The following is a 23,838-nucleotide window of genomic DNA, read 5'->3' on the forward strand; positions in this document are numbered from 1 at the left end:
GGACACCGCCGATGACCAAGCTCCTGCTGGATGTGGACACCGGGATCGACGACGCCCTGGCGCTGGTCTACCTGGCCTCGCTGCCCGACGTGGAGTTCGTGGCGGTGACGGCATCGCCCGGGAACGTGGACGCGCACCAGGTGGCGCGAAACACCCTCGCGCTGCTGGAGCTGTGCGGACGCACAGGGGTGGAGGTCGCCGTCGGCGCACTGGTTCCGCTGAGTATTCCGCTGGTGACAACGCCGGAAACCCACGGACCCCAGGGCATTGGCCACGCCGTCCTGCCCGCGCCGTCGGGCACAGTGTCCACGCGGCACGCCGCCGACGTCTGGGTGGAGGCCGCACGCTCCCATCCGGGGGAGCTCACAGCCCTGATTACGGCGCCGCTGACCAATTTCGCCCTGGCCATCCGGCGTGAACCGCGGCTGCCCGAACTGCTGGGCAAGGTGGTGATCATGGGCGGCAGCTTCTACCACCAGGGAAACACCACTCCAACCGCCGAATGGAATACGCACGTTGATCCGCAGGCGGCCAAGGAAGTTTATGCGGCCTACCGCGGCGTGCCGGTGGACCGGTTGCCCGTTGTCTGTTCCCTGGACACCACGGAGCGGATGGAAATGCGGCCGGAGCATGTGTTGCGGCTCGCGGAGGCGGCCGGCTGCGGTGAGCGGGAGTTGGTCCTGCCGAAGCAGCCTGAAGGGCTCAGGAGCACGGCGGACAGTCCGCTGGTGCGGCACCTGTCCGATGCCCTGCGCTTCTACTTTGAGTTTCACCGTCTCCACGGCCAGGGCTACCTGGCGCACGTCCACGACTACTTCGCCGCCGGTGTGGCCGCCGGGACCCTCGATTACGCAACCCGCCTGGCCACCGTGGACGTCGAGGTTGAATCGCCTCTGCTGGTGGGGACCACCGTGGCCGATTACCGGAACCTGTGGAACCACCCGCCCAATGCCCGGGTGGTCGCGGACAACAACCCTGAGCAGGCCTTCGGGGAATTGATCCGGTCCGTCGGCGGCCTGGCGGCGCGGCTGCGCTGAACGGTCGGTGGTCGGCACCCGTCTGGTGGTCCATCAGGGGCACCTCTGCCCTTCTCCAGTCTCGGATCCTGGTCCGGGTAGACTGGTCCGCGGACCGGGCCGGCGCAGTCGCCCCCGGCTGCCGCCGAGGTGACATAGGCGGCGTTCCGCACCGCCCGGGCCATCCGGGCGCCACAGCCTGAATCCCAGAAGGAACGCCATGTCATCGCACTCCCTCTCGCTGCCGTCACAGACGCCGGCCACTGCCCGGAACCGCCGCCTGCTGGAAACCCTCGGAGCGTTGGCCATCGCCGGCACGTACATCTACCTGGTCCTGAACCAGCCCGCGGACATCACCGGCGGCCCGGGCAGTGCCTCGGCCCTGATCGCCCTGTCCGGCTTCCTCGTCGGGGCCGTGCTGCTGATCATCGGCGTCCTGCCGACGCTGCCCGTGTCCACGCTGGTGCTGATTCCGGTGGCCCTGGTGCTGAACATTGTCCTCGGCCAGTTCGTCGGCAGCACCTTGGTGCCTTTCTACCTCGACACCATCGGCACTGTCCTTATTGCTGTTCTCGCCGGACCGGCCGCCGGGGCTGCCACGGGTGCCCTCAGCAGCATCGTCTGGTCGTTCTTCAACCCGACAGTCCTGCCGTTCGCCGCCGGTGCCGCCCTGATCGGTTTCCTGGCCGGAGTCGCCGCACGCCACGGCCTGTTCCGCCGCTTCTACCTGGCACCGGTGGCGGGCTTCCTGGCCGGCATCATCGGCGGAGTGGTCTCCGCTCCCGTTGCCGCGTTCGTCTTCGGCGGCACCTCCGGCCTGGCCACCGGCGCCATCGTCAGTGCCTTCCGCTCCATGGGTGACACCCTCCTGGCGGCCATCACCAAACAGGCCCTCATCTCGGACCCCATGGACAAGGCCATCGTCTTCACTTTGGTGGCCGTGCTGGTGTACGCCCTGCCGCGCCGCACCCGCCTGCAGTTCCCCTTTGTCCGGAGGCACCGCGTGCTCGCCGGCAAGCCCATCGACCAGTCCGCCACCAGCCAGGACGCTTGACCCCCTCCTGATGCGCCTTCACCCCTTCACCTCGCTTGCGGCTGCCGGCAGCACGGCAGTCATGACGACGGCGGCTGCCAGCTGGCCGCTGTCCGTCGCCGTGATCGCCGCGGCCGCGGGCTTGTCGGTCGCCGGCGGAGCGGCGCGCCGGATGCTGCCGGCGGCGGCGGTCATCCTGGTTCCGCTGGTCCTGTCGCTGCTGGCCATGCACGGGCTGTTTTTTCCTGAGGGCACCACGGTGCTGGCGCAATGGGGCCCGGCGCGCGTCACCGGGGAAGGCCTCCATTTTGCCTTCGAACGGGCTGCGCAGCTTTCCGCCGTGGTGATGGTGCTGCTGCTGTGTTCCTTCACGGTGAGTGTGCCGGACCTGGTGGCTGCCCTGTCCACCCGCGGCGCCCACTCGCGGTTCGCGTTTGTGCTCGCCTCCACCCTGACGCTGCTGCCAGCCATCGGTTCACGGCTGGGGCGGATCCGGCAGGCCCAGGAAGCGCGTGGCCTGGTGGTCAGGCCTGGAATTCTCGGGCGCGTGGGCGCGTTCCGGTGGCAGGCGGTTCCCCTGGTGCTGTCCCTCGTCGAGGAAGCGGGCACCCGCGCGGCGGCCTTGCAGGCCCGCGGTTTCGGCAGTTCCGGGCCACGGACGCGTTACCGGGAGGTGCAGGATTCTCCGGTCCAGCGGTGGGTGCGCGTGGTTCTGCTGATCGCGGCGGTGGCGGCCGTCGCCGCCCGTCTCTGGCAGCCGACGGCGGGTGCTTAGCAATGGTGCAAAGCCCACCTCCGGCCCTGGCTGCGGGTATCGAAGAATTTGTCTTCCCCGGCGAGCAGGAACCGGTTCTGGAAGGCCTCCATGTGTCCTTCGCCGCGGGATCGCTGACAGCCGTGCTCGGCGGTTCCGGCAGCGGCAAGTCAACAGTGGGACGGCTGCTTGCCGGCTGGTTGCTGCCCGGCGACGGTGGGACACTCACGGGCTTTCTCGAGGTTGCCGGCATGCGCCTCCGGTTCACCGGAACCGCGGGCGATCCACGGATCGATCCCGGGAGCTGGGGCCGCCACGTGGGTTTGGTGCCGCAGGATCCCGCGGCCGCCTTGTCCACGGTCCGTGCCACCGTGGCCGAGGAACTGGCCTTCGGACTGGAAAACGCGGGGGTGGACCGTGAGAGTATGGCCGGCGCCGTCCGGTACACGGCTGCCCTGACCGGCCTGACCCGGATGCTGGACCGGGATCCGGGCACGCTTTCCGGCGGTCAGCTGCGCCGTCTGGCCATCGGCTGCGCGGTCATTGCGCGCCCCGCGGTCCTCGTTATGGACGAACCCTTCGCCTCCCTCGACACGGAGGGAGCCGAAGACCTCGCTGTCCTGGTGCGGAACCTCGTCCGGGACGGCACCGCGGTCGTGATCCTGAGCCAGCGGGCCGATGCCTTCCTGCACAACGCCGATACCTGGCTGGTCCTTGCCGGCGGTACGGTGGCCGCGGCTGGCTCACCCGCAGAAATCGTGGCTGCCGGGGCGCTGGAATTGGCGGGTGTGGTTTGCCCCCGCCCGCATGCAGGTCTCCGGGCACTGACAGCAGGAGGCTATCAACCCGCCGTCGACAGTCCGCCGGCGCTGGAACTGCATAACGTCTCCTTCACGTACCGGCAAACGCAGCGCAGAGGCTGGTTCAGGGCACAACCGTCCCCGCCGGCTGACCCGGTACTGCACGGACTGGACCTGACCCTCAGCGCGGGTGAGATCCTGGCTGTGACAGGTCCCAACGGCGCCGGAAAGTCCACGCTGCTGAGGCACCTCAACGGCTTGCTCCAACCAACTGCAGGCAGTGTGCTGGTCAACGGGCGGAACATCGGCGGACAGCCCGCAGGACGGGTGTCCGGTGACGTCGGGCTCCTCTTCCAGCAGCCCAGGGACCAACTGTTTGAGCGGACAGTCGAACGGGAAGTCCGCTTCGGATTCAAGCGCGGGCAGCCAGCGGCGGACCAGGCAGTGCAGCAGGCCCTTGCCGCCGTTGGGCTGGAGCACCTTGCAAAGCGGCACCCGGCCGAACTGCCCGCGTCCCGGCAGCGGCTTCTGGCGCTGGCCACTGTGCTGGCCCGGCACCCCTCAGTCCTGGCGCTGGACGAGCCGACCGTTGCCCTGGACGGCCATGGGCTGGCCGCGCTGGACCGCGTGGTGCACAGCACGACGGCGGAGGGCACCGCCGTCGTGCTGGTCACGCACGACCTGGACTACGCCCGGTCCATCGCGCACCGCCTGGTGCGCATTGACGCCGGCCGCCTGCTACCCGCGGACTGATTCCGGCGTGGCTGAATTTGGGCTGATTGATTCCGAGGACTGACCCGTCAGACCCGACGCGACACCGGGCGCCAGGAAGCGCTTGCCGTTGACCCGCTCGGCGGCACCAACACGGTCCAGGTAAGGCGTGATGCCGCCCAGGAACATCGGCCATCCCGCGCCCAGGATCATGCAGAGGTCGATGTCTTCAGGACCGGCCACCACGCCCTCATCCAGCATCAGCCCGATCTCCTCGGCCAGGGCATCCTCGACACGGCGCAGCACGTCCGCCCCGGTGGACGGTGACGTGCCGAAGGACAGCAGCGACAGGGTGGACTCCGGGATCTCCTGGGAGCCGTCGGCTGCCGGGGCCCAGAGCGATTTCACGCTGTTCTCGATCAGTTTCTGCAGGTTCGTGGACACGGCGAAGCGGTCTCCGAAAGCGGCGTGCAGGGACTCCTGGACATGCTGGGCCACCGGCAGGCCCACCATGGCACCGAGCGTGAACGGGGTCATCGGCAGGCCCATGGGGCGCAGGGAAGTATCGGCAACCTCGGCAGGGGTTCCTTCGTCGAAGGCGGCCGTCACTTCGCCCATGAGCCGCAGCAGGATCCTGTTGACCACAAACGCCGTCGCATCCTTGACCAGGACCGCCGTCTTCTTCAGGCCCTTGGCCAGCTCAAAAGCGGTGGCCAGCACGGCGTCGTCGGTCTTGGGTGCGCGCACGATTTCGAGCAGCGGCATCACGGCCACCGGGTTGAAGAAGTGGAAGCCCACCAGCCGTTCCGGGTGCGCGAGGTCTTCGGCCATGGCCGTGACGGACAGCGAGGACGTGTTGGTGGCGAGGATGCAGTCCGGGGAGACGATTGCTTCCACCTCCGCAAAGACCTGCTTCTTGACGTTCAGCTCTTCGAAGACGGCCTCGATGACAAAGTCGGCGTCCGCGAAGGCTTCCTTGGAGACCGATCCCGTGACCAGAGCCCTGGTGCGGTTGGCTGCGTCCTGGCTGATCCGTTTTTTGCCGAGGAGCTTGTCCACCTCGGCGTGGACGTAGCCCACGCCCTTGTCCACGCGGGCCTGGTCGATGTCCGTCATCACCACGGGGACCTTGAGTTGGCGGGCGAACAGGAGGGCGAGCTGGCCGGCCATGAGGCCGGCACCCACGACGCCGATCTTGGTGACCGGGCGGGCCAGCTTGCGGTCCGGGGCGCCGGCGGGCCGCTTGGAACGCTTCTGGACCAGGTCCAGGAAGGCGTACACCGTGGCGCGGAACTCGTCCGTCTGCATCAGACCGGCGAGGGTCTCGCACTCGAGGGCGGCGGAATCGGCCTGGGACATGGTCCGGTTGGCTTCGAGGATGTCCAGGACCTTGGCCGGGGCAGGAGAGGCGTTGGAGGTCTTGGCCTCCACGAACGTCCGGGCGGCGGCGACTGCTGCGGACCAGCGCCCGGCAACGGCGGGGTCAGCGGGGTCCACGGCGTTGGCCCGCGGCGGGACCACCTCGCCGGTGATGACGGTGGCCGCCCAGGCGAGGGACTGTTCCAGGAAGTCGGCCGGTTCGAACAGGGCGTCGGCGATACCGAGCTGGAAGGCCTGCGGCCCGGTGAGCGTCCGATTGTTGCTGAGCGGGTTCTCGATCATCACCTTGACCGCGTTCTCGGGTCCGATCAGGCGCGGCAGGATGTAGACACCGCCCCAGCCGGGGACCAGGCCGATGAAGGCCTCGGGAAGCGCCAGCGCACCGGCGCCGGTGGACACCGTGCGGTAGGTGGACTGCAGGGCGATCTCCAGGCCGCCGCCCAGGGCAACGCCGTTGATGAACGCGAAGCTGGGGACGCCGAGGTTGGCCAGCGTGGCATACACGTCATGCCCGAGCTGCGCCATCCACAGGCCATGATCGCGGTTCTCGAGCGACTTCACCGCGGACAGGTCGGCGCCGGCCACGAGGAAGTACGGTTTGCCGGTGACGCCCACGCCCACGATCTCGCCGCGGGCCGCACGCTCCCTCAGGCCCTCCAGGACCGTGCCCAGTTCCACCAAGGTATTGGGCCCCAGGGTAGTGGGCTTGGAGTGGTCCAGGCCGTTGTCCAGGGTGATCAGCGCAAACACGCCGGGGCTCTGCTGGCCGGGGGCGGCAGGCAGCTTGATGTCCTGGACGTACGAGTGGGTCACGGTTTCGTCGGGGAAGAGCCCGGCGAGCTTGGTGAAATCGGCGGCGCTCATGCGGCGGCTCCTTCGGTGGTGGCTACTGTGTTTGCTTCGTGGTCGTCTGCTGCGCCGGCGCCGCTGTACTCTGTGTACTTCGAGTGACGCGGGTTTTCCCAGATGACGGTGGCGCCCATGCCCAAGCCTATGCACATGGTGGTGATTCCGTACCGGACGGAGGGGTCTTCTTCGAACTGCCGGGCGAGCTGGTTCATGAGCCGGACGCCGGAGGAGGCGAGGGGGTGGCCCACCGCGATGGCGCCGCCGTACCGGTTCACGCGGGGGTCGTCGTCGGAAATTCCAAAGTGGTCCAGGAAGCTGAGGACCTGCACGGCGAATGCTTCATTGATCTCGAAAAGTCCGATGTCCTCAATGCTGAGGCCGGCGTTCTTCAGGGCCTTTTCGGTGGCGGGCACGGGGCCGATGCCCATGACCTCCGGTTCGACGCCGGCGTAGGCGTAGCTGACCAGCCGCATCTTGACCGGCAGTCCCAGTTCCGTGGCGGCTTCCGAGGAGGCCAGGACGGCGGCGGTGGCGCCGTCGTTCAGGCCGGCGGCGTTGCCTGCCGTCACGCGGCCGTGGGCGCGGAAGGGCGTGCGCAGGGCCGCCAGGTCCTCGAGCGTGGTGCCAGGCCGGGGCGGCTCATCGACGCTGTTCACCGTCCAGCCCTGGCCCGGCTTGAGCGTAGCCACCGGGACGAGGTCCGGCTGGATCCGGCCCTGGGCGTAGGCGGCTGCGAGCTTGTCCTGCGAGGCAACCGCGTAGGCGTCTGTGCGTTCCTTGGTGATGGCGGGAAAACGGTCGTGCAGGTTTTCGGCCGTGTTGCCCATGTTCAGGGCGGCGGGGTCAACCAGGCGCTCGGACATAAAGCGCGGGTTCGGATCGGTGCCTGAGCCCATCGGGTGGTTGCCCATGTGCTCCACACCGCCGGCGATCACGACGTCGTAGGCGCCGAAGCCGATGCCGCTCGCCGTGGTGGTGACTGCGGTCATGGCGCCGGCGCACATGCGGTCGATGGCGAATCCGGGGACGGTGCGGGGGAGCCCTGCCAGGAGGGCGGCCGTGCGGCCGAGGGTCAGGCCCTGGTCGCCGGTCTGGGTGGTGGCGGCGACTGCGACTTCGTCGATCCGGGCCGCGGGCAGGGTCGGGTTGCGGCGCAGAAGTTCGCGGATGCACTTCACCATCAGGTCATCGGCGCGGGTTCCGGCGTAGATGCCTTTCTCGCCGGCCCGGCCGAAGGGTGTGCGGACGCCGTCAACAAAAACGACGTCGCGGACAGTTCGCGGGGATCCGCTGCTTCCGTGGTGGCTCACGTTTACTCCTCATCGAGACGTTGGCACCGTCCGGAGGCCCCATGGGCAGTGCTTGCCGGACGGCAGTGATCACTATGTTACTCGCCAGTAACATAGTCTGCAAGGACCCCGCCCCTACGCGCAGGGAACCACTGCCGGTTCCCCCGAATGGGGGAGGCGGTCCACCCTTTCCGGGGAAGAACGGCCCCTCCCGGGACGGGATGGTGGAACCATGACTACAAACAATACGAAAGCCCAGGGAAACCTGTTGCCGCGTGCGGGCCGAAATGCCCGCCGCAACCTCCTGGCATCCTGCATCGCCGTCCTCGCTGCAATCTATGGCGCTACCGGCGTCGTCTGGGGATCTTCCGGCCAACCGTTCCCAGTGGGCGACGCCGACCCCTACTCCACCTCCCTGCTCTTCTACGCACCCCACGTGGCAGTCGGCTGGGGCCTTGTGGTGCTCGCCGGTGTTGCGGCATTGCTTGCCGCGTGGGCTGCCATCGGCACGAGGAGGGCAAAGCCGACGGCGGCCCTCAGGGCGGCGGTGGCAGGAATGGCCCTGGCGATGTGCGTCGTCGCCCTGGTGCTCGTGGGTGATGCCCGCCTGCTCTCGGTCCTCGGGTACATTCCGGTGATTCTGGCAAAGGTCTACTACGACCCGCAGATCCAGGAAGCCCTGCCACGGCTTCTGGACGCGTCGCTGCTGAATCTCCTGGCGTTGACCGCCAGCGCCGCCCTGTGGTCGGCCCTCGCACTGGTGGTGGACCGCAACCACCGTGGAGCCTGCCAGCGTTGCGGCCGGAACGACGCCACCGTCCATGGACCGTTCAGCGCGGCCGCCGCGGCCCGGTGGGGCCGGGTTGCCGTACTGGTTGCGGTGGCGGTTCCCCTGGTCTATGCCGTGACCAGAATCTGCTGGGCCTTCGGTATCCCGCTCGGCGTGGATCCCGCAATCCAGGACGACATGGTCTCCCGGGGTATGGACACAAGCGCCTTGGGCCTCGGCGGGATGGCGCTTGCAGGCGCTGTGCTCACCATGGGGCTCGTGCAAAGGTGGGGTGAAGTCTTCCCCCGGTGGATTCCTGGGCTGGCTGGCAAGCGTGTGCCGATCAGCCTCGCGGTGGTTCCCGCCACGTTCGTCGCGATGGCGATCATCCCAGCCTCGGTGACGATGATCATGATGGCAGGAATGCCTTCCGGAGGAATCATTCCCGCATTCAGCCTCAGCAACTGGGCTCCCTTCGGGCCGGCATTCCTGTGGCCGTTGTGGGGCGTTGCCTTGGCGGCCACCGCTCTGGCCTACTATCTGCGCCGCCGCGGCGCTTGCCGTGACTGCCGTCGGATCGGCTGATAGGGAACAATGTTGACCGTGACCGTCACGAAGTCGACAGGGGGACGGCCGGCCGCGGCAACGCGGACGGCTGTCTTCCTCATGATCGGCGGGCTGCTGGCTGTTCCGTACGGCGCGCTGGTGACCTGGATAGTGCAGCTGTCGATTTTCGCCGGCGAAAACCAGCTTGCCGTGCCGAGCTCGCTGATCATTGGCGCCGGGCTGCTGGCCGTTCCGGCCACGCTGCAAGTCATGCGCACCCTGGAACGGACCGCGGCCAATGAACTGTTGGGAACCGCACTGTCCGAACCGACCGGGCCCGTCCGGCTTGGCGACGTTGCCCGCGGTTCCGCCTGGTTCCTTCTGCACCTCGCCTCCGGCGCGCTCGCCGTCGCTGTGCTCGTGTTCGTGGCACCGGTCATGGCAGCGTTCGCCCTCTCTCCCTTTATCGGAGGGATGGCCGTGGCCGGTCCGATCGCGTCCCAAATGTTGCCGGGCGCTGATCCCGTCGTCGCCGTCTGGGTCCTGCTCGCTGCGTGCATGGGCGCAGTGACGCTTCTCCTGGGTGTCACCACTCAATTGGGCACCTGGGCGGTGCTGCTCCTGGGGCCATCGGAGCTGGCAAACTGGCCATCGCCGAGCGCCGGTCATTTGAACTTGCGCGGCGCCATGAACTGGCGCGGGAACTCCACGATTCGATCGGGCATGCCCTGACGGTGACCACCCTCCAGGCCGCTGCCGCCCATCGGCTGGTGACGGCGGACCCCGCCAAAGCAGCCGAGGCCATGGCAGCGGTGGAGAACGCCGGGCGGGCCGCGTTGGAAGAATTGGACCACGTGCTGGGCGTGCTCCGGGCACCTGTCGATCCTGACGAAATCCGGACGTCAGCCGGTCCGGTGGCTGGCTTCCAGTACCGTCAGCCGGGCCGGGTAGCCGGTTCAATCCCACGCCCGACGACGGAGCTGAGCCCGCGTCCGCTGACAGAGCTTCAGGAGCTGGTGGACCGGCACCGCTCTGCGGGGTTCCTTGCCGGGCTGAAGGTCACCGGCGACACTGGGGCCGTACCGGCACTGCTTGCCCGCGAGGCGTATCGCGTCATCCAGGAAGGGCTGACAAACGCCCTGAAGCACGGAACCGGGTCGACGTGCGAGGTCTCGGTGTCAGTGACGGGCGGGCGGGACTCCGGAGTGCTGGGCATCCGCCTCAGCAACGAGCTCCCCACCAACCAAGCCAAACTGCCACATCAGGCCAAGCAGGGTGGGCGCGGGCTGGCCGGCCTGCGGGAACGTGCAGTGCTGCTGGACGGCACGTTCCAAGCCGGAGCCACGGATGGTGTGTGGCAGTTGACCGCCGAGTTCCCATGGAAAGGACAGGAAGATGATCACGCTGCTCATAGTGGATGACGAACCGCTGGTCCGTTCCGGGCTGCGGACCATTCTCGAAGGGGCTGGGGACCTGGCGGTCCTGGGGGAGGGCGCCGATGGTGCGGAAGTCCCGGCGTTGGTCGCGCGGCTGCGGCCGGATGTGGTCCTGATGGATGTCCGAATGCCGCTGGTGGACGGCATCCAGGCCACGCGGACGCTGCTGGGCGACGGTACCCGCCAGGACGCCCCCAAGGTCCTGGTGCTGACCACCTTCGGCAGCGACGACTACGTGTATGAGGCCCTGAGGTGCGGAGCCGCGGGCTTCCTGCTCAAGCGCTCACGGCCGGAGGAAATCATCCAGGCAGTGCGGACCGTGGCGTCCGGTGACAGCGTGGTGTTCCCCGAAGCGGTCCGGCAGCTGACAGGGCCGGGACACGAAGGAGCCGCGGCGAGGGCCATGGATGCCCTGAGCGCCAGGGAGAAGGACGTGCTGGGAGAACTCGCCGCAGGGCGGAACAACGCCGAGATCGCTTCGGCACTGTACCTGAGCCAGGAAACGGTCAAGACCCATGTTGCCTCGCTGCTGGCCAAACTGCGGGTCCGTGACCGCACACAAGCGGTGATCCTGGCCTATGAGACGGGCTTCATCAAGCCCGGGGGCCGCTCCGGAGGCCGCCCTGGAGGCCGGGCCAGTGCGCGCCGCATCGGCTCACCGCAGGCTTGGGATTAGCGGGCCTGTGATTCGGCGCCGGCTTTGCCCTCTCTGGATTCCTTGGCCGGCAGCGGTTGCGGGTTGAGGAAAGCGGTAGTGATAAGCGGCGCAACCAGGCCCACCTGCCACTCGCGGGCACCGAGGGCGCGCAGCTCAGTGGCCACCGCTTCTTCGGTAAGGTCCGACGGCGGACGCCACGCCACGCGGCGCAGATAGTCCGGCGTCAGCAGGTTCTCCACGGGAAGGTTCAGTTCGTCCGCCTTCTCCTGCAGCAGCGGGCGCGCGGTGGACAGACGGGCCGCGGCCTCCGGGTCGCGGTCGGCCCACACCCGCGGAGGAGGCGGTGCATTGGTAGGCAGGTGCAGCGGCGGAAGGTCCTCAAGATCGCGGGCGGCGGCGATGCACCGGAGCCAGCGGGGTGCCTCGCGCTGCGCCGCCCGGCCGTGGAATCCCTTGGTGCCGAGCAGCTGGGGCACGGTGGACGGCATGGCCTTGGCCGCGGCGACCAGGGAGGAATCAGGAATCAGCCGGCCGGGTGCCACATCGCGCTTCTGCGCCAGCGAATCACGCTCCAGCCACAGTTCGCGGACCGCGGCCAGCTGGCGACGGTCGCGGATCTGGTGCAGGCCCGACGTCTTGCGCCACGGGTCAACCCGGGGCGGGGCCACACCGGCGGCAAGGATCGCGGCAAATTCCTGCTCTGCATATTCCAGCTTGCCGTCGACCTGCAGCAGTTCTATGAGTTCTTCGCGCAGTTCGGTCAGGACTTCCACATCCAGGGCGGCGTAGCGCAGCCACGGCTCGGGCAGGGGCCGGGTGGACCAGTCGGCGGCAGAGTGTTCCTTCGCCAGGCCAAAACCGAGCAGTTGTTCGATAACGGCGGCCAGGCCAACGCGTGGCAGCCCGGCCAGCCGTGCGGCGAGTTCTGTGTCAAAGAGTTTGTCCGGCCACATGCCCAGCTCCAGCAGGCAGGGCAGGTCCTGGCTGGCTGCATGCAGGATCCATTCCACCCCCTGGAGCGCATCGTTGATGATGGACAGGTTCCCGAACGGTTCAGGATCGATCAGCCAGGTTCCGGAGCCTTCGCGCCGGATCTGCACCAGGAACGCGCGCTGGCCGTACCGGAATCCGGAGGCCCGCTCTGCATCAACCCCCGCGGGCCCTGTTCCGGCGGCGATGGCTGCCGCACACCGCTCCAGCCCGGACTGCGTTTCGATCACCAGCGGCACGCCGTCGCGCGGTGCGTCGAGGTCAATGACCACGGGGACTTGGCTGTCGAAGCCTTCCACCGTGATGTGGGGAGTGGTATCAGCAGCCGGAGCGCCGGCCGTGGTGTTTTCCGGAATATGAGGGGTCATGGTGCCTTCAGTTTACCGACAAGGGGCAGTCCTAGTTCCGGCGCCGGCGCGGAAGGGCCGCGACGCCGTCGGGCAGAGGGGGTAGGCCGGCGAACGTGCAGACCATGTCGGACCATGCCTCCAGATGGGCGGTGACGTCCGAGGACGCCGGGGTCCAGGAAGCGCGCAGCTCGATGTCGATCGACCCGGGCCGGTCGGACAGTGTTCCAAAGCTCTCCGACAGGACGCGCGTGGCAGTCCCGCCGGCCGCCCGGTAGGGGGCCTTGTGGTTCTCCAGTGCCTCCACCAGCCACGTCCAGGCCACGGTGCCCAGCATCTCGTCGTTGCCCATTTCGGGCTCAAGCTGGGCCCGGATATAGGTGACAATACGGAATTCGCCGTCCCAGACCGCTGAGCCTTCGGGATCGTGCAGCAGGATGAAGCGGCCCGTGGCCAGCTCGGTGTCGTCGTCGTCCTCGGTGCCGGACGCCGCGGCCAGCGCCATGGCAGCGGGCCCGTGGACGGGGGTGGTGCCACTGCCCGGTCCGGGCGCCATGACCTCCGCACCGAGTGCCACGGCGAACGGTGCCAGGCGCGCCGGCGCGGGAATTTCCGCCAGGCGCAGTTCACTGCGGCATTGGGCCTTCCTGAGGGTTCCCAACGCGTGGAGAAATTCCGGGGGAACCTGGGCTAGTGCGTTCACCTTCGCAGATTACGCAACAGCAGAGGGCGGGCAGTGCAGGCTCGCCGTCGGCCGGTCCATGCTATCCAGCTTCCTTGCCTGCTGGGTGGGCCGCAAGTTCCCGTCGGATCGCGGCCACAAAGGCATCGATATCGTCCTCGCTGGTGTCGAAGGAGCACATCCAGCGGACCTCGCGGGCGGCCTCATCCCAGTCATAAAACCGGAAGGATTCCCGCAGCCGGTCAGCTATGCCGGCGGGGAGGACGGCAAACACGCCGTTGGACTCTGTCTTCTGGGTGGGTTCCACGCCGTCGATGGTGTCCACCGCAGCGCGGAGGCGGGCGGCCATGGCGTTCGCGTGCGACGCCGAACGGAGCCACAGATCACCTTCCAGCAGGGCGATGAACTGGGCCGACAGGAAGCGCATTTTCGAGGCAAGCTGCATGTTCATCTTGCGCAGGAACTTCAGGCCGTGGGCCGCTTCGGGGTTCAGCGCCACCACTACTTCGCCGTACAGCAGCCCGTTTTTGGTGCCCCCGAAGGAGAGGATGTCCACGCCGGCGTCGCGCGTGAAAGCCCGCAGCGGCACACCCAGGTGCGCGGCCGCGTTGGCCAGCCGCGCGCCGTCCATGTGGAGTTTCATGCCCTTGGCATGGGCGTGGTCCGCGATGGCCCGGACCTCATCAGGGGTGTAGCAGGTGCCCAGCTCGGTGGTCTGCGTGATGGACACAGCCAGCGGCTGCGCCCGGTGCTCATCGCCCCAGCCCCACGCCTCCCGGTCAATCAGCTCCGGCGTCAGCTTGCCGTCCGGGGTGGGGACGTGCAGGAGTTTGATCCCGCCGACCCGTTCCGGAGCGCCGTTTTCGTCCATGTTGATGTGCGCTGTCGAAGCACACACCACAGCGCCCCAGCGCGGGAGCAGCGACTGCAGCGACAGCACGTTGGCGCCCGTGCCGTTGAACACCGGGAAACATTCGATGCCGGCGCCGAAGTGCTCCTCCATCAGCCCCTGCAGCCGGGCCGTGTAGTCGTCCTCGCCGTAGGACACCTGGTGGCCTTCGTTGGCTGCCGCGAGGGCGGCCAGGACTTCCGGGTGCACGCCGGAGTAGTTGTCCGACGCGAAACCGCGGACGGACGCGTCATGCAGCCGGGCGGCGGGATTTTCAAGCCGGGTTGCGGCATCTGCCGTTGTTGTCATTGTTTTGCTCACATTCTCAGTCTAGGGAGGTGGGTCCGGCCGGTCAGGGGGCCAGGAGCAGGCGCCGGCCGTTCAGTTCGGCGGCGGGGCGGCTGAACAGTCCGACGACGGCGGCGCCCAGGTCCTCGACGTCGGTGGCGCCGGGGAAGGTCCGTTCCGGGTGCGCCTTCCGGAGTTCCGCGTCCACCAGCGCTTTCACCACCAGGACGACGGCGGCGCCGCGCAGGGCGGTGCCCTCGTCCGCAGCCGCGCGGGCCAGGCCCTCCGCCATCGCCAGTGTCCAGGTCTCGGCGGCGGCCTTCGCCGCCACGTAGCTGGCCGTCGCCGCAGTGGGTTTGTCCACCGCGGTGGAGGACACCATGGCAAACCTTCCGGTTCCGGCGGCTGCCAGGTCTGCGTAAAAGACCCGCGAGACATTCCTGAGCGTGGTGATGGCGCCGCGCTCCAGGAAGTCCCAGTCGGCGTCGCTTTGGTCCGTGATGCCCTTGGCGCCGCGCCAGCCGCCCACGAGGTGGATGACGCCGTCCATCAGACCTGCCGCGTCCGTCAGGGTCTTCCGGAGGGCCTGGACGTCAGCGAGATCCGCAAGATCGCACACCAGGGGAGTGACGCCGTCGCCCGCCTGCCTCGCAGCAGCGTCGATGCGCGCGCTGTCAGAGCCGACGGTGAAGACCCGGAACCCCGCGTGGTGCAACGCCCGGGCCACCGCGATCCCGGAGGGTCCGCTGCCGCCGGTGACCAGGACCTTCAGCCCGGGGCCGTCGTCTGGAACAGGAGCCACGCGCGGGGCGTCGGGTTCGCTCACAGCGCGGACGCTCCGGTGATGCCGGCGGTGGATTCGATCACCGGGCGCATTTTCTTCTCCAAGGCTTCGTAGAACATGGACAGCGGAAATTCGTCGTCCAGCACCTGGTCCGTCAGCCCCCGCGGCGGACCGGCAACGGGAAGCGCGTCCGGGCCTTTGGCCCAGACTGATGCGGGGTTGGGCGTGACCGTGGCGGAGATCAGGTGGTACGCGGCGAGCCAATGCGCCATCTTCGGCCGGTCAATGGAGCGCCAGTAGAGCTCGTCGATCGAGGCGCCGAGGGCGATTACCGCGTCCGCCACCTGGTCCCAGTCGATGCTTAGCCGGCTGTCCGTCCAGTGCAGGACGTGGTGCTGGTGCAGCCAGGCGAAGAGCAGCTGTCCGCCCAGGCCGTCATAGTTGCGCACCCGGTTGCCGGTGATCGCGAAGCGGAAGATCCGGTCGAAGATGATGGCGTACTGCACCAGCTTCGCGTGCCGGCGTGCATCGGGGCCGGCGTCTTCGTCCCGTTCGATCCGGACGGATTCCCGGAAGGCGGTGAGGTCGCAGCGCAGCTCTTCAAGCGAATACAGGAAGTAGGGCATCCGCTGCTTGATCATGAACGGGTCAAAGGGCAGGTCGCCGCGCATGTGGGTCCGGTCATGGATCAGGTCCCACATCACAAATGTGGCTTCGGTCAGTTCCTGGTCGGCCAGGAGTTCCTCGGCGCCCGCGGGCAGATCGAGGGAGGTTATGTCCGCGGCCGCGCGCAGGACCCTGCGGAACCGGGCCGCTTCGCGGTCCGCAAAAATGGCGCCCCAGGTGAAGGTGGGTGTCTGCCGGACGGCCACGGTTTCGGGGAACAGCACCGCCGAGTTGGTGTTATAGCCGCGGGTGAAGTCCAGGAACCGGATGGGCACAAAGAGCTTGTTTGAATAGTCACCGGCTTCAAGGCCGGCCACAAAATCGGGCCAGATGACGTCGATCAGGACGGCCTCCACCAGCCGGCTGCTGCTCCCGTTCTGGGTGTACATGGGGAAGATGACAACATGCTGCAGGCCATCCTGGCGCTGCAGCTGGGGCTGGAACGCCAGCAGGGACGCGAGGAAGTCCGGGAGTCCGAATCCAGCAGTGGCCCACGCCTGAAAATCATCGACGACGGCGTCAAGGTAGGCCGCGTCGTGCGGGAACAGGGGTGCCAGTTCGGCGAGCGACTCCGTGATCGCGGCAACCTCGAGCGCCGCGGCTGCGTGATGGCCCGGGTCGGGCACGGAGCCGTCCTGGACCTGCAGTGCCTGCAGGGATTCGGCGGCGCTCCTGAGGCGGAGCCAGGCGGTATTTTCGGCGGTGATCCTTGTTGGAGCGCCGGTCACGGTGACGGTCATGGTGCGACTGCCTTTCTCATTGCTTGGGCATCTACGGCGAGCGTAGCAAGCAACCAGAGTCCCTAACTCAAATCTGGCCTGAGCATAAGATACTCTCAGGCTCGAGGTGCCGCCGGGCTCCGCCAGACGTAGGCGAAGCCACGGCTGGCGGACTCAGGACTCCGTGGATTCTTCCCCGGCTGCGCCGCGCGGCACTAGCTTCAGGGACACCGAATTTATGCAAAAACGCTGGTCCGTGGGCGTGCCATACCCCTCGCCCTCAAATACATGGCCCAAGTGCGAGTCACAGTGCGCGCACCGTACCTCCACCCGCTTCATGCCGAGCGTGCGGTCGTGGATGTAACGGACGGTTCCTTCGGCGAGCGGCGCCCAGAACGACGGCCAGCCGCAGTGCGAGTCGAATTTTTCGTTGCTCCTGAAGAGCTCGGTTCCACAGGCACGGCATTGGTAGACACCCTCCGTATGGGTGTCCACGTACTCGCCGGTGAAGGGGCGCTCCGTACCCGCCTGCCGCAGCACGTGGTACTCCTCCGGCGCGAGTTCCTGCCGCCATTCGGCGTCGGACTTCCGGTATGCGGGTTCCGCAGCTGCGGCGTCGGCGGCCGGCACCGAGTCCGTGGCCTTGTTGTCGAAGATGCTCTTACCAAAGATGCTCATAGTCAGCTCAACGCTCAGGAGTCGCCGATAAATCCCGAACCGGCATACAAGTGGAGCACCGGGAGCCCCAGCTGGTCCTGGGCCTTGTTGGCCCAGTCTGTGTGGAACGTGTCCGCAACTGCGTGGGGACGGGTGATCACCACCGCCTGGGCTGCGCCGAGCTCCTTGACCTTGGCCACGAGGCCTTTGACGGCGCCACCGTCCACCACCTCGCCCGTGACTCCTGCGCCCAGCCCCTCCAGGGCAGCCAGCGAGACGGCCAGCGTCTCTGCAGCCTCGGCCCGTTCAGATGACGGATCCGGGGCGTGCGCGGTCAGTTCGCGGAACGCCTTGGCAACGTCCAGCAGGGAGAGATTCTCAAGGAAATCCACCAGCAGATGCCGTTCAGTGTTCCCTGGAACCAGCAGGACAAGGGGAGTGTCCTGCCCGTCCACCAGGCGTTCAATGTTGACGCGGTCGTCCGCGCCCAGGGGTTCTTCGGTCAGAATGACGATTGGATCGCTCATGGCATCAGCCTAGTCGTGCGCACCGGTGCCTGCATCCATTTGGGCCGCATGGCCGGTGCGGTGTCATGCGCGCGGCGTCCTCGTGGCCGGCAGAATTGGGGCGCCACGTGCCGGACGGAATATGGCCAACCCGTCTGCGGCAGTAAGAATGGTTCCATGGCACCTTCCACGCGCACCCCCACGTTGACGGCGGCAGTTCCGATCCAGGCCGACGGCCGTATGTCACTGCGCGCCAAATGGGCGCTCGGCGGCGTCATTGGTGGCGGGGCCCTTGCGGGCCTGCTGGCAACTGGGTCCTCCGCACTGGCGCTGTACTTTGCCAGGCGTGTGATCACTCCGGTCCGGCAGCGGACGGCGGACCAGGAGGTCCTGGCCGTGCTCCGGGAAGGCGGCGGCCGGCAGGTCATCCTGGCAGCCACTCCGGAGACCACAGTGGAGGGTGTCTATGGGCTGTTTTTCGACGGCGGGAAGGGGCACGCCCGGATCGGGCGGATCGTGTCATATTCGCCGGCGGATGGCACAGTCCTGCGCGAAGTGGAAGCCGTCTATGCCGGCGATCTTGATTCGGCCCGCCGCGGGTGGTGGAGCGGTGCGCTCTACCCGGATCCCGCCACCGCCGGCTTTGCGGCGGAAGACGTGCTGATCGACGTCGACGGCGGCACAGCACCGGCGTGGCTGGTCCGGGCCGGCGGAACGGCCGGGACCTGGGCAGTCATGGTTCACGGCCGCGGGGCCACCCGCCAGGAGGCCCTCCGTGCGGTGGGCCCCGCCCTGGAACTGGGCCTCAGCAGCCTGGTTGTCTCGTACCGGAACGACGGGTTGGCGCCTTCGGCCGAGGACGGCCGGTACGGCCTGGGATCCACGGAATGGCGTGACGTGCAGGCCGCCATCGAGTTCGCCCTGGCCAACGGCGCCGAGGAAATTGTTCTTTTCGGCTGGTCCATGGGCGGCGCCATCTGCCTGCAGACGGCCGATCTTTCGCCTCACCGTCACCTGATCCGGGCCATGGTCCTGGACGCCCCCGTCATCAACTGGGTCAATGTGCTGGCCCACCATGCGCAGATCAACCGCATTCCGTCCCTCGTGGGCCGTTACGGGCAGCTGATGCTGGGCCACCCCGTGGGGCGCCGGCTCACCGGCCTGGCCGCACCCGTGGACCTCAAGGCCATGGATTGGGTGGCGCGTGCCGTGGAAGTCCGTACGCCCACCTTGATCATCCACAGCGTTGATGATGAATACGTTCCCTTTGAACCTTCCGCCCTCCTGGCCGAGCGGAATCCGGACATGGTCACGTTCGAAACGTTCAATCACGCCAGGCACACCAAGGAATGGAATGTCGATCCCGAGCGCTGGGAGAACCTGATCAAGGCGTGGCTCCGGCCCCATTTGGCTCCGCGGCTTAATCCCGGCCAAAACCGCTAAGGCGTGCGTGTGCCGATGGCCGCGGTCACGGCGGACGTCAGCCGGATGAGGTCGGCCGGTGCAAGCTCAACATCCAGGCCGCGCTTTCCACCGGAAACCAGCATGGTTCCCAGCTCAAGGGCGCTGCTGTCCACCACCGTGGGTGATGACTGGCGCTGGCCCAACGGCGAGATGCCGCCCAGCACGTAGCCGGTGCGGCGTTCAGCAGCCGCGGGGTCTGCCATCGAGGCCTTCTTGGCGCCCAGGGCGGCGGCGAATGCCTTGAGGTCAAGGTTTCCGCTGACCGGCACAATCCCGACAGCCAGCCGGCCCTCCGCTTCCACCATGAGGGTCTTGAAGACCTTCTCGGGAGCGATGCCCAGGGCCTCAGCGGCTTCGGTGCCGTAGCTGGCCGCTGAAGGATCGTGGGCATACGGATGCAACACAAACGTAACGCCGGCCGCAGCCAGTGCGGCTGTAGCCGGCGTTCCGTTTGAAGAACTCTTGCGTCCCAAAGCGTTCAGTTTCCTGTTAGGAGGTCAGCTGATCAGGACGCCAGCCGGGACGTAGCGGCGACCTTGCGTTTGATCCGTCCCAGCATGGCGGTCATGCCGCGCATCCGCAGGGGCGTGATGGCCCGCGTCAGGCCCAGCAGCTCCGGCATATCGTCCGGCACTGCCAGGATTTCGGCGGCGCTGAGTCCGTCGAGTCCCTCGTGGAGCACCCCGGCGAACCCCCGCGTGGTGGGGGCTTCCGGTGGCGCCTTGAAGTAGAGCCGGACGGCGTCGGCCGGGCCGGCGTCGTTCTTTTCCGTTTCGATGGCCAGGAACAGCGGCGACTGGCATTCCACAACCTGCTCCAGGAGCTCGGGGTGGTCCTTCAGCCGGTCAGGCAGTTCCGGCAGCTCGCGCGAGAACTCAAGCAGCAACTGAAGCCGATCGGGTTCGGTCAGGGCCTGGAAGTCATCCACGATTTCCGCCAACGCGGCGGGCAGGTCATGTGTAGTCATCTGTTCCAGTTTACGCCGGAACCGTGCCGCGTTCCGTGCCCTTGGCGATGGGAACCCGGACGGCGTTGCCCCACTCGGTCCAGGAGCCGTCGTAGTTCCGGACAGTGTCAAAGCCCAGCAGGTACTTGAGCGCGAACCAGGTGTGGCTGGAACGCTCGCCGATGCGGCAGTAGGCCACCACGTCATCGCCTGCGGTCAGCCCGGCCTCGCCCAGGTAGAGGGCCTCGAGCTCTTCCCGGCTGCGGTAGGTCCCGTCCGGCGCAGCGGCGCGCGCCCAGGGAATGGATGCTGCCGTGGGAATGTGGCCGCCGCGGAGCGCACCTTCCTCCGGGTAGGCGGGCATGTGGGTCCGCTGGCCGGTGTATTCCTCGGGGGAGCGGACGTCGATGAGCGGCTTGCCGAAGTGTGCCAGCACATCGTCCTTGAAAGCGCGGATGGGGGCGTCGTTGCGCTCCAGCACTGGGTACTCGCCGGCCGCCGGGGCGGTCCGCTCGGTGGTCAGTTCGCGGCCTTCAGCGATCCACTTGTCCCGGCCGCCGTCGAGCAGCCGGACGTCTTCATGGCCGAACAGCGTGAAGACCCAGAGTGCATAGGCTGCCCACCAGTTGGACTTGTCCCCATAGATGACCACAGTGGTGTCGCGGGAGATGCCCTTGGCAGCGGCCAGGGCCGCGAATGCTTCGCCGTTCACATAATCGCGGGTCACCTGGTCGTTAAGGTCGGTGTGCCAGTCGATTTTGACGGATCCGGGGATATGGCCGGTCTCGTAAAGGAGGACGTCCTCGTCGGATTCGACCACCACCAGCTTTCCGTCCGCCAATGCGCCGCTTTGAAGGGCAGCTGCGAGCCATTCGGTGGACACCAGGCGCTCCGGGTTGGCGTAGGCGGCAAACTTCTCGTTCTGTTCAACTGCGTAGGGCATGGTGATGGCCTTTCACTGAGACACACGGCGGACTGTTGAAAAAGGGGAACCTGCATCCACCCTAGCCACGGCCGCCCGCCCTGTCCGCCTTCTTGTTAACAGAGGGAAATATGGCCTTCGTCACGCCTGGGCCTTTGCCGGCCGCACGGCGGGGAAGGCCGGGGCTGTTGCCGGTATTCTTTCTGGGGACAACCCACCAGCAGAACGGACCACCTTGGTACAGATCGAACAGCTTGCCGCCCGTACTCCGGCGGTTTCGGTGGATGAGCTCCTTAAGGGTTTCTATCCGTCCCCACGGTTCGGCCAGGTCTCGTTTGCCAGCTACCGGCCGGACCGGAACCAGCCGTCCCAGGCTGCTGCGGTCAAGGCGCTGGAAGCGTTCGCCGGGGGAGTTGGCGCCGGCGACGGCGACGGCCTGTTCAAGAAGCTGTTCACCAAAAAGGTCGCTACCAGGGCGGGCATCTACCTCGACGGCGGATTCGGCGTCGGCAAGACCCACCTGCTGGCCTCGCTGTGGCATGCTGCCCCGGGCCCCAAGGCCTTCGGCACGTTTGTGGAATACACCAACCTTGTAGGGGCGCTTTCCTTCCGCAAAACTGTTGAGGCGCTGAGCCACTACAAGCTGGTGTGCATCGACGAATTCGAGCTGGATGATCCGGGTGACACCGTGCTGATGTCCCGTCTGATGCGTGAACTGGCCGACGCCGGCGTCAAGCTTGCTGCCACGTCCAACACCCTGCCGGGCTCGCTGGGTGACGGCCGCTTTGCCGCCGTCGACTTTGCCCGTGAAATCCAGGTCCTGGCGGACCAGTTCGACGTCATCAGGATCGACGGCGAGGACTTCCGCCACCGTGGCCTGCCCGCCGCCCCGGCACCGCTGAAGAACAGTCAGCTCGCCTCACAGATGAGGGCCGAGTTCGATGGCAAGACCGTGGCGGAGGACGAATTCACCTCACTGATCGGCCACCTGGCCGGTGTCCACCCGAGCCGCTACCGGCAGCTGATTGACGGCATCGACGGCGTCGTGTGGCGAAATGTGGAGACCATCACCGAACAGGCCGTGGCGCTTCGCTTTGTTGTGTTGGCGGACCGCCTGTACGACAAGGACGTGCCTATCCTGGCCAGTGGCGTCCCCTTCGACAAGCTCTTTACGGACGAGATGATGCACGGCGGGTACACCAAGAAGTATTTCCGCGCTGTGTCCCGCCTGACCGCACTGGCCCGCGAGGGCCAGAACCACGAGCCGTCGTAGGCAGTGTCCGGGAAAAGCCGGACGGTTAGTTAAACGCCAAAGGTGCAGGTGCCGCCTCTCGGCGGGACCCGCACCCCCTTGACGTGCTAGGGCAATGCCCTGGCCAAATCCTTCCTACGGAGCCTTGTCAACCGGGGGAACCGGGTTGACTGGCGGAGCCTGCTCGGTGGCAGGGGTCTCGCCGGGGGTTCCGTCGTTCTTGTCAACGAGCTTGGAAGCGCCATCCTGGATTTTGTCGACATGCTCGGCGTACTTGCCGCCGGTCTTGGAGTCGACGAAATCGCCGGCCTTGGTGATGCCGTCCTTGATGGCCTGCTCGTTGCCGTGGATGAGACCCTGAGCTTTGCCCTTAAGATCGTCAATCAGTCCCACGAGCACCTCCCTTCTGTCGCGGAGCCAGTTCGCTCCTCCGCAACCGATCCTAGCCCTGTCTAATGGGCGTGCCAAGGGGCTGTGACAATTTTTGTAAAGTCTAGGGACGGGCCCTTCAGGCAACAAAAAAGCAGCTCCCGGGGGAGCTGCTGTGTGTGGGCGATACTGGGATCGAACCAGTGACCTCTTCCGTGTCAGGGAAGCGCGCTACCGCTGCGCCAATCGCCCGGAACCGGAAGCCCGGTCATTTTGGATTTATTACTGGGGTAGAGAGCGGACGACGAGATTCGAACTCGCGACATCCACCTTGGCAAGGTGGTGCTCTACCAGCTGAGCTACGTCCGCGTATGAAGCACACCTGGCCGGTGGCCAGTGGTACTGCATGAAGCAAGTTTCCTTGCTTGGTGGGCGATACTGGGATCGAACCAGTGACCTCTTCCGTGTCAGGGAAGCGCGCTACCGCTGCGCCAATCGCCCATTTCGTCCGGCGTGAACCGGAATCCATGGTTTTCACCGAGGTGGGTACGGGATTCGAACCCGTGTGAACGGCTTTGCAGGCCGCTGCCTCGCCTCTCGGCCAACCCACCGTGTAAGCGCCGATTCCGAAAAACCTTTGCCGTGACAGTGTCCTGCGAGCGGACGACGAGATTCGAACTCGCGACATCCACCTTGGCAAGGTGGTGCTCTACCAGCTGAGCTACGTCCGCATTTGGGCCGCTGAATCCTTGCCGTTTCGGGCAATTCCTCGCGTTCCAACGAGTAAGAACTCTATAGGAGGTTCAGGGATTCTCCAAATCGGGCGCTCTCCGGCCGCGGCTATGCCCCTGGATCCCTGCAATCTAGGGGATTTTGCTAATTACAGGTGTGTAATTCGAGCCCGGTTCCGTCTCGATTTCCATAACCCCGCCGAGTCGGCTAGCATTCAAAGGCATCGGGGCGATTGGCGCAGTGGTAGCGCGCTTCGTTCACACCGAAGAGGTCACTGGTTCGAACCCAGTATCGCCCACCGAGGAATCTGGTCCGTTTCCGCTCAGCCGAGCGGAAACGGACCTTTTTTGTGCCCGCCATTATGTCAGCCCCCTGTGAAAGAGT

General features: G+C 66.9%; 23 protein-coding genes and 6 tRNA genes. 11 read left to right on the top strand and 18 right to left on the bottom strand.

Annotation, left to right across the window (positions count from 1 at the left end):
* The first annotated feature begins 11 nt into the window (after positions 1 to 11).
* From AC3IT0_RS08575 to AC3IT0_RS08590, 4 genes are all read left to right on the top strand, one after another.
* Positions 12 to 1,037, top strand: a complete 1,026-nt coding sequence (locus AC3IT0_RS08575) for a nucleoside hydrolase (RefSeq protein WP_489323305.1) — start codon at positions 12 to 14, stop codon at positions 1,035 to 1,037.
* 199 nt (positions 1,038 to 1,236) lie between these two features.
* Positions 1,237 to 2,070, top strand: a complete 834-nt coding sequence (locus AC3IT0_RS08580; RefSeq protein WP_489323306.1) for an ECF transporter S component — start codon at positions 1,237 to 1,239, stop codon at positions 2,068 to 2,070.
* Positions 2,071 to 2,080: 10 nt separating this feature from the next.
* A complete protein-coding gene (locus AC3IT0_RS08585) occupies positions 2,081 to 2,824 on the top strand; it encodes an energy-coupling factor transporter transmembrane component T (protein WP_489323307.1) in 744 nt (247 codons plus the stop codon).
* Positions 2,825 to 2,826: 2 nt separating this feature from the next.
* Positions 2,827 to 4,356: an ABC transporter ATP-binding protein gene (locus tag AC3IT0_RS08590; RefSeq protein WP_489323308.1), complete on the top strand. Its 1,530-nt coding sequence runs from the start codon at positions 2,827 to 2,829 to the stop codon at positions 4,354 to 4,356.
* On the opposite strand, the gene AC3IT0_RS08595 is transcribed toward AC3IT0_RS08590, so the two are convergent.
* Positions 4,342 to 6,558 (bottom strand): 3-hydroxyacyl-CoA dehydrogenase NAD-binding domain-containing protein, encoded by a 2,217-nt coding sequence (locus tag AC3IT0_RS08595; RefSeq protein ID WP_489323309.1) that lies wholly within the window; start codon positions 6,556 to 6,558, stop codon positions 4,342 to 4,344. The two genes, AC3IT0_RS08590 and AC3IT0_RS08595, sit on opposite strands and share 15 nt — an antisense overlap.
* Positions 6,555 to 7,853 (bottom strand): thiolase family protein, encoded by a 1,299-nt coding sequence (locus AC3IT0_RS08600; RefSeq protein ID WP_489323310.1) that lies wholly within the window; start codon positions 7,851 to 7,853, stop codon positions 6,555 to 6,557. Before AC3IT0_RS08600 ends, AC3IT0_RS08595 begins: the two co-directional genes overlap by 4 nt.
* Positions 7,854 to 8,064: 211 nt before the next feature.
* Here AC3IT0_RS08600 and AC3IT0_RS08605 point away from each other — a divergent pair, with 211 nt between their 5' ends.
* From AC3IT0_RS08605 to AC3IT0_RS08620, 4 genes are read left to right on the top strand one after another with little or no spacing between them, the layout of a single operon-like run.
* Complete coding sequence (locus AC3IT0_RS08605) at positions 8,065 to 9,186, top strand: hypothetical protein (RefSeq protein ID WP_489323311.1); 1,122 nt, start codon at positions 8,065 to 8,067, stop codon at positions 9,184 to 9,186.
* An 18-nt stretch (positions 9,187 to 9,204) separates the two neighbouring features.
* Positions 9,205 to 9,879 carry a hypothetical protein gene (locus AC3IT0_RS08610; protein WP_489323312.1) on the top strand — a complete coding sequence of 225 codons (675 nt, stop codon included), beginning with the start codon at positions 9,205 to 9,207 and terminating at the stop codon, positions 9,877 to 9,879.
* Positions 9,880 to 9,881: 2 nt separating this feature from the next.
* Positions 9,882 to 10,568 (top strand): sensor histidine kinase, encoded by a 687-nt coding sequence (locus AC3IT0_RS08615; RefSeq protein ID WP_489323313.1) that lies wholly within the window; start codon positions 9,882 to 9,884, stop codon positions 10,566 to 10,568.
* Positions 10,543 to 11,259, top strand: a complete 717-nt coding sequence (locus AC3IT0_RS08620; RefSeq protein ID WP_489323314.1) for a response regulator transcription factor — start codon at positions 10,543 to 10,545, stop codon at positions 11,257 to 11,259. Before AC3IT0_RS08615 ends, AC3IT0_RS08620 begins: the two co-directional genes overlap by 26 nt.
* Here AC3IT0_RS08620 and AC3IT0_RS08625 read toward each other — a convergent pair.
* The 7 genes from AC3IT0_RS08625 to AC3IT0_RS08655 form a co-directional block, all read right to left on the bottom strand.
* A complete protein-coding gene (locus tag AC3IT0_RS08625; protein ID WP_489323315.1) occupies positions 11,256 to 12,599 on the bottom strand; it encodes an HRDC domain-containing protein in 1,344 nt (447 codons plus the stop codon). The genes AC3IT0_RS08620 and AC3IT0_RS08625 overlap by 4 nt on opposite strands.
* Before the next feature lie 31 nt (positions 12,600 to 12,630).
* Positions 12,631 to 13,281 (bottom strand): DUF3000 domain-containing protein, encoded by a 651-nt coding sequence (locus AC3IT0_RS08630; protein ID WP_111906999.1) that lies wholly within the window; start codon positions 13,279 to 13,281, stop codon positions 12,631 to 12,633.
* Positions 13,282 to 13,342: 61 nt separating this feature from the next.
* Positions 13,343 to 14,458 (bottom strand): threonine aldolase family protein, encoded by a 1,116-nt coding sequence (locus AC3IT0_RS08635; protein ID WP_489323754.1) that lies wholly within the window; start codon positions 14,456 to 14,458, stop codon positions 13,343 to 13,345.
* A 43-nt stretch (positions 14,459 to 14,501) separates the two neighbouring features.
* A complete protein-coding gene (locus AC3IT0_RS08640; RefSeq protein ID WP_489323316.1) occupies positions 14,502 to 15,263 on the bottom strand; it encodes an SDR family oxidoreductase in 762 nt (253 codons plus the stop codon).
* The gene (locus AC3IT0_RS08645) at positions 15,260 to 16,627 is read right to left on the bottom strand and encodes a DUF6421 family protein (protein ID WP_489323317.1); all 1,368 of its coding nucleotides are present in this window, start codon (positions 16,625 to 16,627) and stop codon (positions 15,260 to 15,262) included. Before AC3IT0_RS08645 ends, AC3IT0_RS08640 begins: the two co-directional genes overlap by 4 nt.
* 153 nt (positions 16,628 to 16,780) lie before the next feature.
* Entirely contained in the window at positions 16,781 to 17,284 is a 504-nt protein-coding gene (gene msrB, locus AC3IT0_RS08650; RefSeq protein WP_489323318.1) for a peptide-methionine (R)-S-oxide reductase MsrB, read from the bottom strand.
* A gap of 14 nt (positions 17,285 to 17,298) precedes the next feature.
* Complete coding sequence (locus AC3IT0_RS08655) at positions 17,299 to 17,790, bottom strand: hypothetical protein (RefSeq protein ID WP_489323319.1); 492 nt, start codon at positions 17,788 to 17,790, stop codon at positions 17,299 to 17,301.
* A gap of 156 nt (positions 17,791 to 17,946) precedes the next feature.
* On the opposite strand from AC3IT0_RS08655, the gene AC3IT0_RS08660 reads away from it, so the two are divergent.
* Positions 17,947 to 19,212, top strand: a complete 1,266-nt coding sequence (locus tag AC3IT0_RS08660; RefSeq protein WP_489323320.1) for an alpha/beta hydrolase family protein — start codon at positions 17,947 to 17,949, stop codon at positions 19,210 to 19,212.
* Here the strand turns inward: AC3IT0_RS08660 and ybaK are convergent.
* From ybaK to AC3IT0_RS08675, 3 genes are read right to left on the bottom strand one after another with little or no spacing between them, the layout of a single operon-like run.
* Complete coding sequence (gene ybaK / locus AC3IT0_RS08665) at positions 19,209 to 19,706, bottom strand: Cys-tRNA(Pro) deacylase (protein ID WP_489323321.1); 498 nt, start codon at positions 19,704 to 19,706, stop codon at positions 19,209 to 19,211. The genes AC3IT0_RS08660 and ybaK overlap by 4 nt on opposite strands.
* Positions 19,707 to 19,738: 32 nt before the next feature.
* A complete protein-coding gene (locus AC3IT0_RS08670) occupies positions 19,739 to 20,200 on the bottom strand; it encodes a SufE family protein (RefSeq protein ID WP_489323322.1) in 462 nt (153 codons plus the stop codon).
* 10 nt (positions 20,201 to 20,210) lie between these two features.
* Positions 20,211 to 21,122 carry a sulfurtransferase gene (locus tag AC3IT0_RS08675; RefSeq protein ID WP_489323323.1) on the bottom strand — a complete coding sequence of 304 codons (912 nt, stop codon included), beginning with the start codon at positions 21,120 to 21,122 and terminating at the stop codon, positions 20,211 to 20,213.
* A 214-nt stretch (positions 21,123 to 21,336) separates the two neighbouring features.
* Between AC3IT0_RS08675 and zapE the strand changes: the two genes are divergently transcribed.
* A complete protein-coding gene (gene zapE / locus AC3IT0_RS08680; protein ID WP_489323324.1) occupies positions 21,337 to 22,374 on the top strand; it encodes a cell division protein ZapE in 1,038 nt (345 codons plus the stop codon).
* A gap of 114 nt (positions 22,375 to 22,488) precedes the next feature.
* Here zapE and AC3IT0_RS08685 read toward each other — a convergent pair whose 3' ends face one another.
* The 6 genes from AC3IT0_RS08685 to AC3IT0_RS08710 all read right to left on the bottom strand — a co-directional run bounded on the left by AC3IT0_RS08685 (position 22,489) and on the right by AC3IT0_RS08710 (position 23,453).
* A complete protein-coding gene (locus AC3IT0_RS08685) occupies positions 22,489 to 22,746 on the bottom strand; it encodes an antitoxin (protein ID WP_489323325.1) in 258 nt (85 codons plus the stop codon).
* Positions 22,747 to 22,902: 156 nt separating this feature from the next.
* A tRNA-Val gene (locus AC3IT0_RS08690) sits at positions 22,903 to 22,974 on the bottom strand.
* A gap of 44 nt (positions 22,975 to 23,018) precedes the next feature.
* Positions 23,019 to 23,091: transfer RNA gene (locus AC3IT0_RS08695), tRNA-Gly, on the bottom strand.
* A 57-nt stretch (positions 23,092 to 23,148) separates the two neighbouring features.
* A tRNA-Val gene (locus tag AC3IT0_RS08700) sits at positions 23,149 to 23,223 on the bottom strand.
* A 39-nt stretch (positions 23,224 to 23,262) separates the two neighbouring features.
* Positions 23,263 to 23,333: transfer RNA gene (locus AC3IT0_RS08705), tRNA-Cys, on the bottom strand.
* Between the two features lie 47 nt (positions 23,334 to 23,380).
* Positions 23,381 to 23,453, bottom strand: a tRNA-Gly gene (locus tag AC3IT0_RS08710).
* A 227-nt stretch (positions 23,454 to 23,680) separates the two neighbouring features.
* On the opposite strand from AC3IT0_RS08710, the gene AC3IT0_RS08715 reads away from it, so the two are divergent.
* Positions 23,681 to 23,752 (top strand) — tRNA-Val (locus AC3IT0_RS08715).
* The last annotated feature ends 86 nt before the right edge of the window (positions 23,753 to 23,838 follow it).

Source organism: Pseudarthrobacter sp. KH_020_B, from assembly GCF_057840185.1.

Bases quoted from the DNA above. Each gene is read 5' to 3' on its own strand.
- AC3IT0_RS08585 (WP_489323307.1), top strand. From the start codon at position 2,081: ATGCGCCTTCACCCCTTCACCTCGCTTGCGGCTGCCGGCAGCACGGCA.
- AC3IT0_RS08635 (WP_489323754.1), bottom strand. From the start codon at position 14,458: ATGACAACAACGGCAGATGCCGCAACCCGGCTTGAAAATCCCGCCGCC.
- AC3IT0_RS08645 (WP_489323317.1), bottom strand. From the start codon at position 16,627: ATGACCGTCACCGTGACCGGCGCTCCAACAAGGATCACCGCCGAAAAT.
- msrB (WP_489323318.1), bottom strand. From the start codon at position 17,284: ATGAGCATCTTTGGTAAGAGCATCTTCGACAACAAGGCCACGGACTCG.
- AC3IT0_RS08675 (WP_489323323.1), bottom strand. From the start codon at position 21,122: ATGCCCTACGCAGTTGAACAGAACGAGAAGTTTGCCGCCTACGCCAAC.
- AC3IT0_RS08670 (WP_489323322.1), bottom strand. From the start codon at position 20,200: ATGACTACACATGACCTGCCCGCCGCGTTGGCGGAAATCGTGGATGAC.
- AC3IT0_RS08580 (WP_489323306.1), top strand. From the start codon at position 1,237: ATGTCATCGCACTCCCTCTCGCTGCCGTCACAGACGCCGGCCACTGCC.
- AC3IT0_RS08660 (WP_489323320.1), top strand. From the start codon at position 17,947: ATGGCACCTTCCACGCGCACCCCCACGTTGACGGCGGCAGTTCCGATC.
- AC3IT0_RS08575 (WP_489323305.1), top strand. From the start codon at position 12: ATGACCAAGCTCCTGCTGGATGTGGACACCGGGATCGACGACGCCCTG.
- AC3IT0_RS08605 (WP_489323311.1), top strand. From the start codon at position 8,065: ATGACTACAAACAATACGAAAGCCCAGGGAAACCTGTTGCCGCGTGCG.
- AC3IT0_RS08625 (WP_489323315.1), bottom strand. From the start codon at position 12,599: ATGACCCCTCATATTCCGGAAAACACCACGGCCGGCGCTCCGGCTGCT.
- AC3IT0_RS08655 (WP_489323319.1), bottom strand. From the start codon at position 17,790: ATGAGCGATCCAATCGTCATTCTGACCGAAGAACCCCTGGGCGCGGAC.
- AC3IT0_RS08595 (WP_489323309.1), bottom strand. From the start codon at position 6,558: ATGAGCGCCGCCGATTTCACCAAGCTCGCCGGGCTCTTCCCCGACGAA.
- AC3IT0_RS08620 (WP_489323314.1), top strand. From the start codon at position 10,543: ATGATCACGCTGCTCATAGTGGATGACGAACCGCTGGTCCGTTCCGGG.
- AC3IT0_RS08590 (WP_489323308.1), top strand. From the start codon at position 2,827: ATGGTGCAAAGCCCACCTCCGGCCCTGGCTGCGGGTATCGAAGAATTT.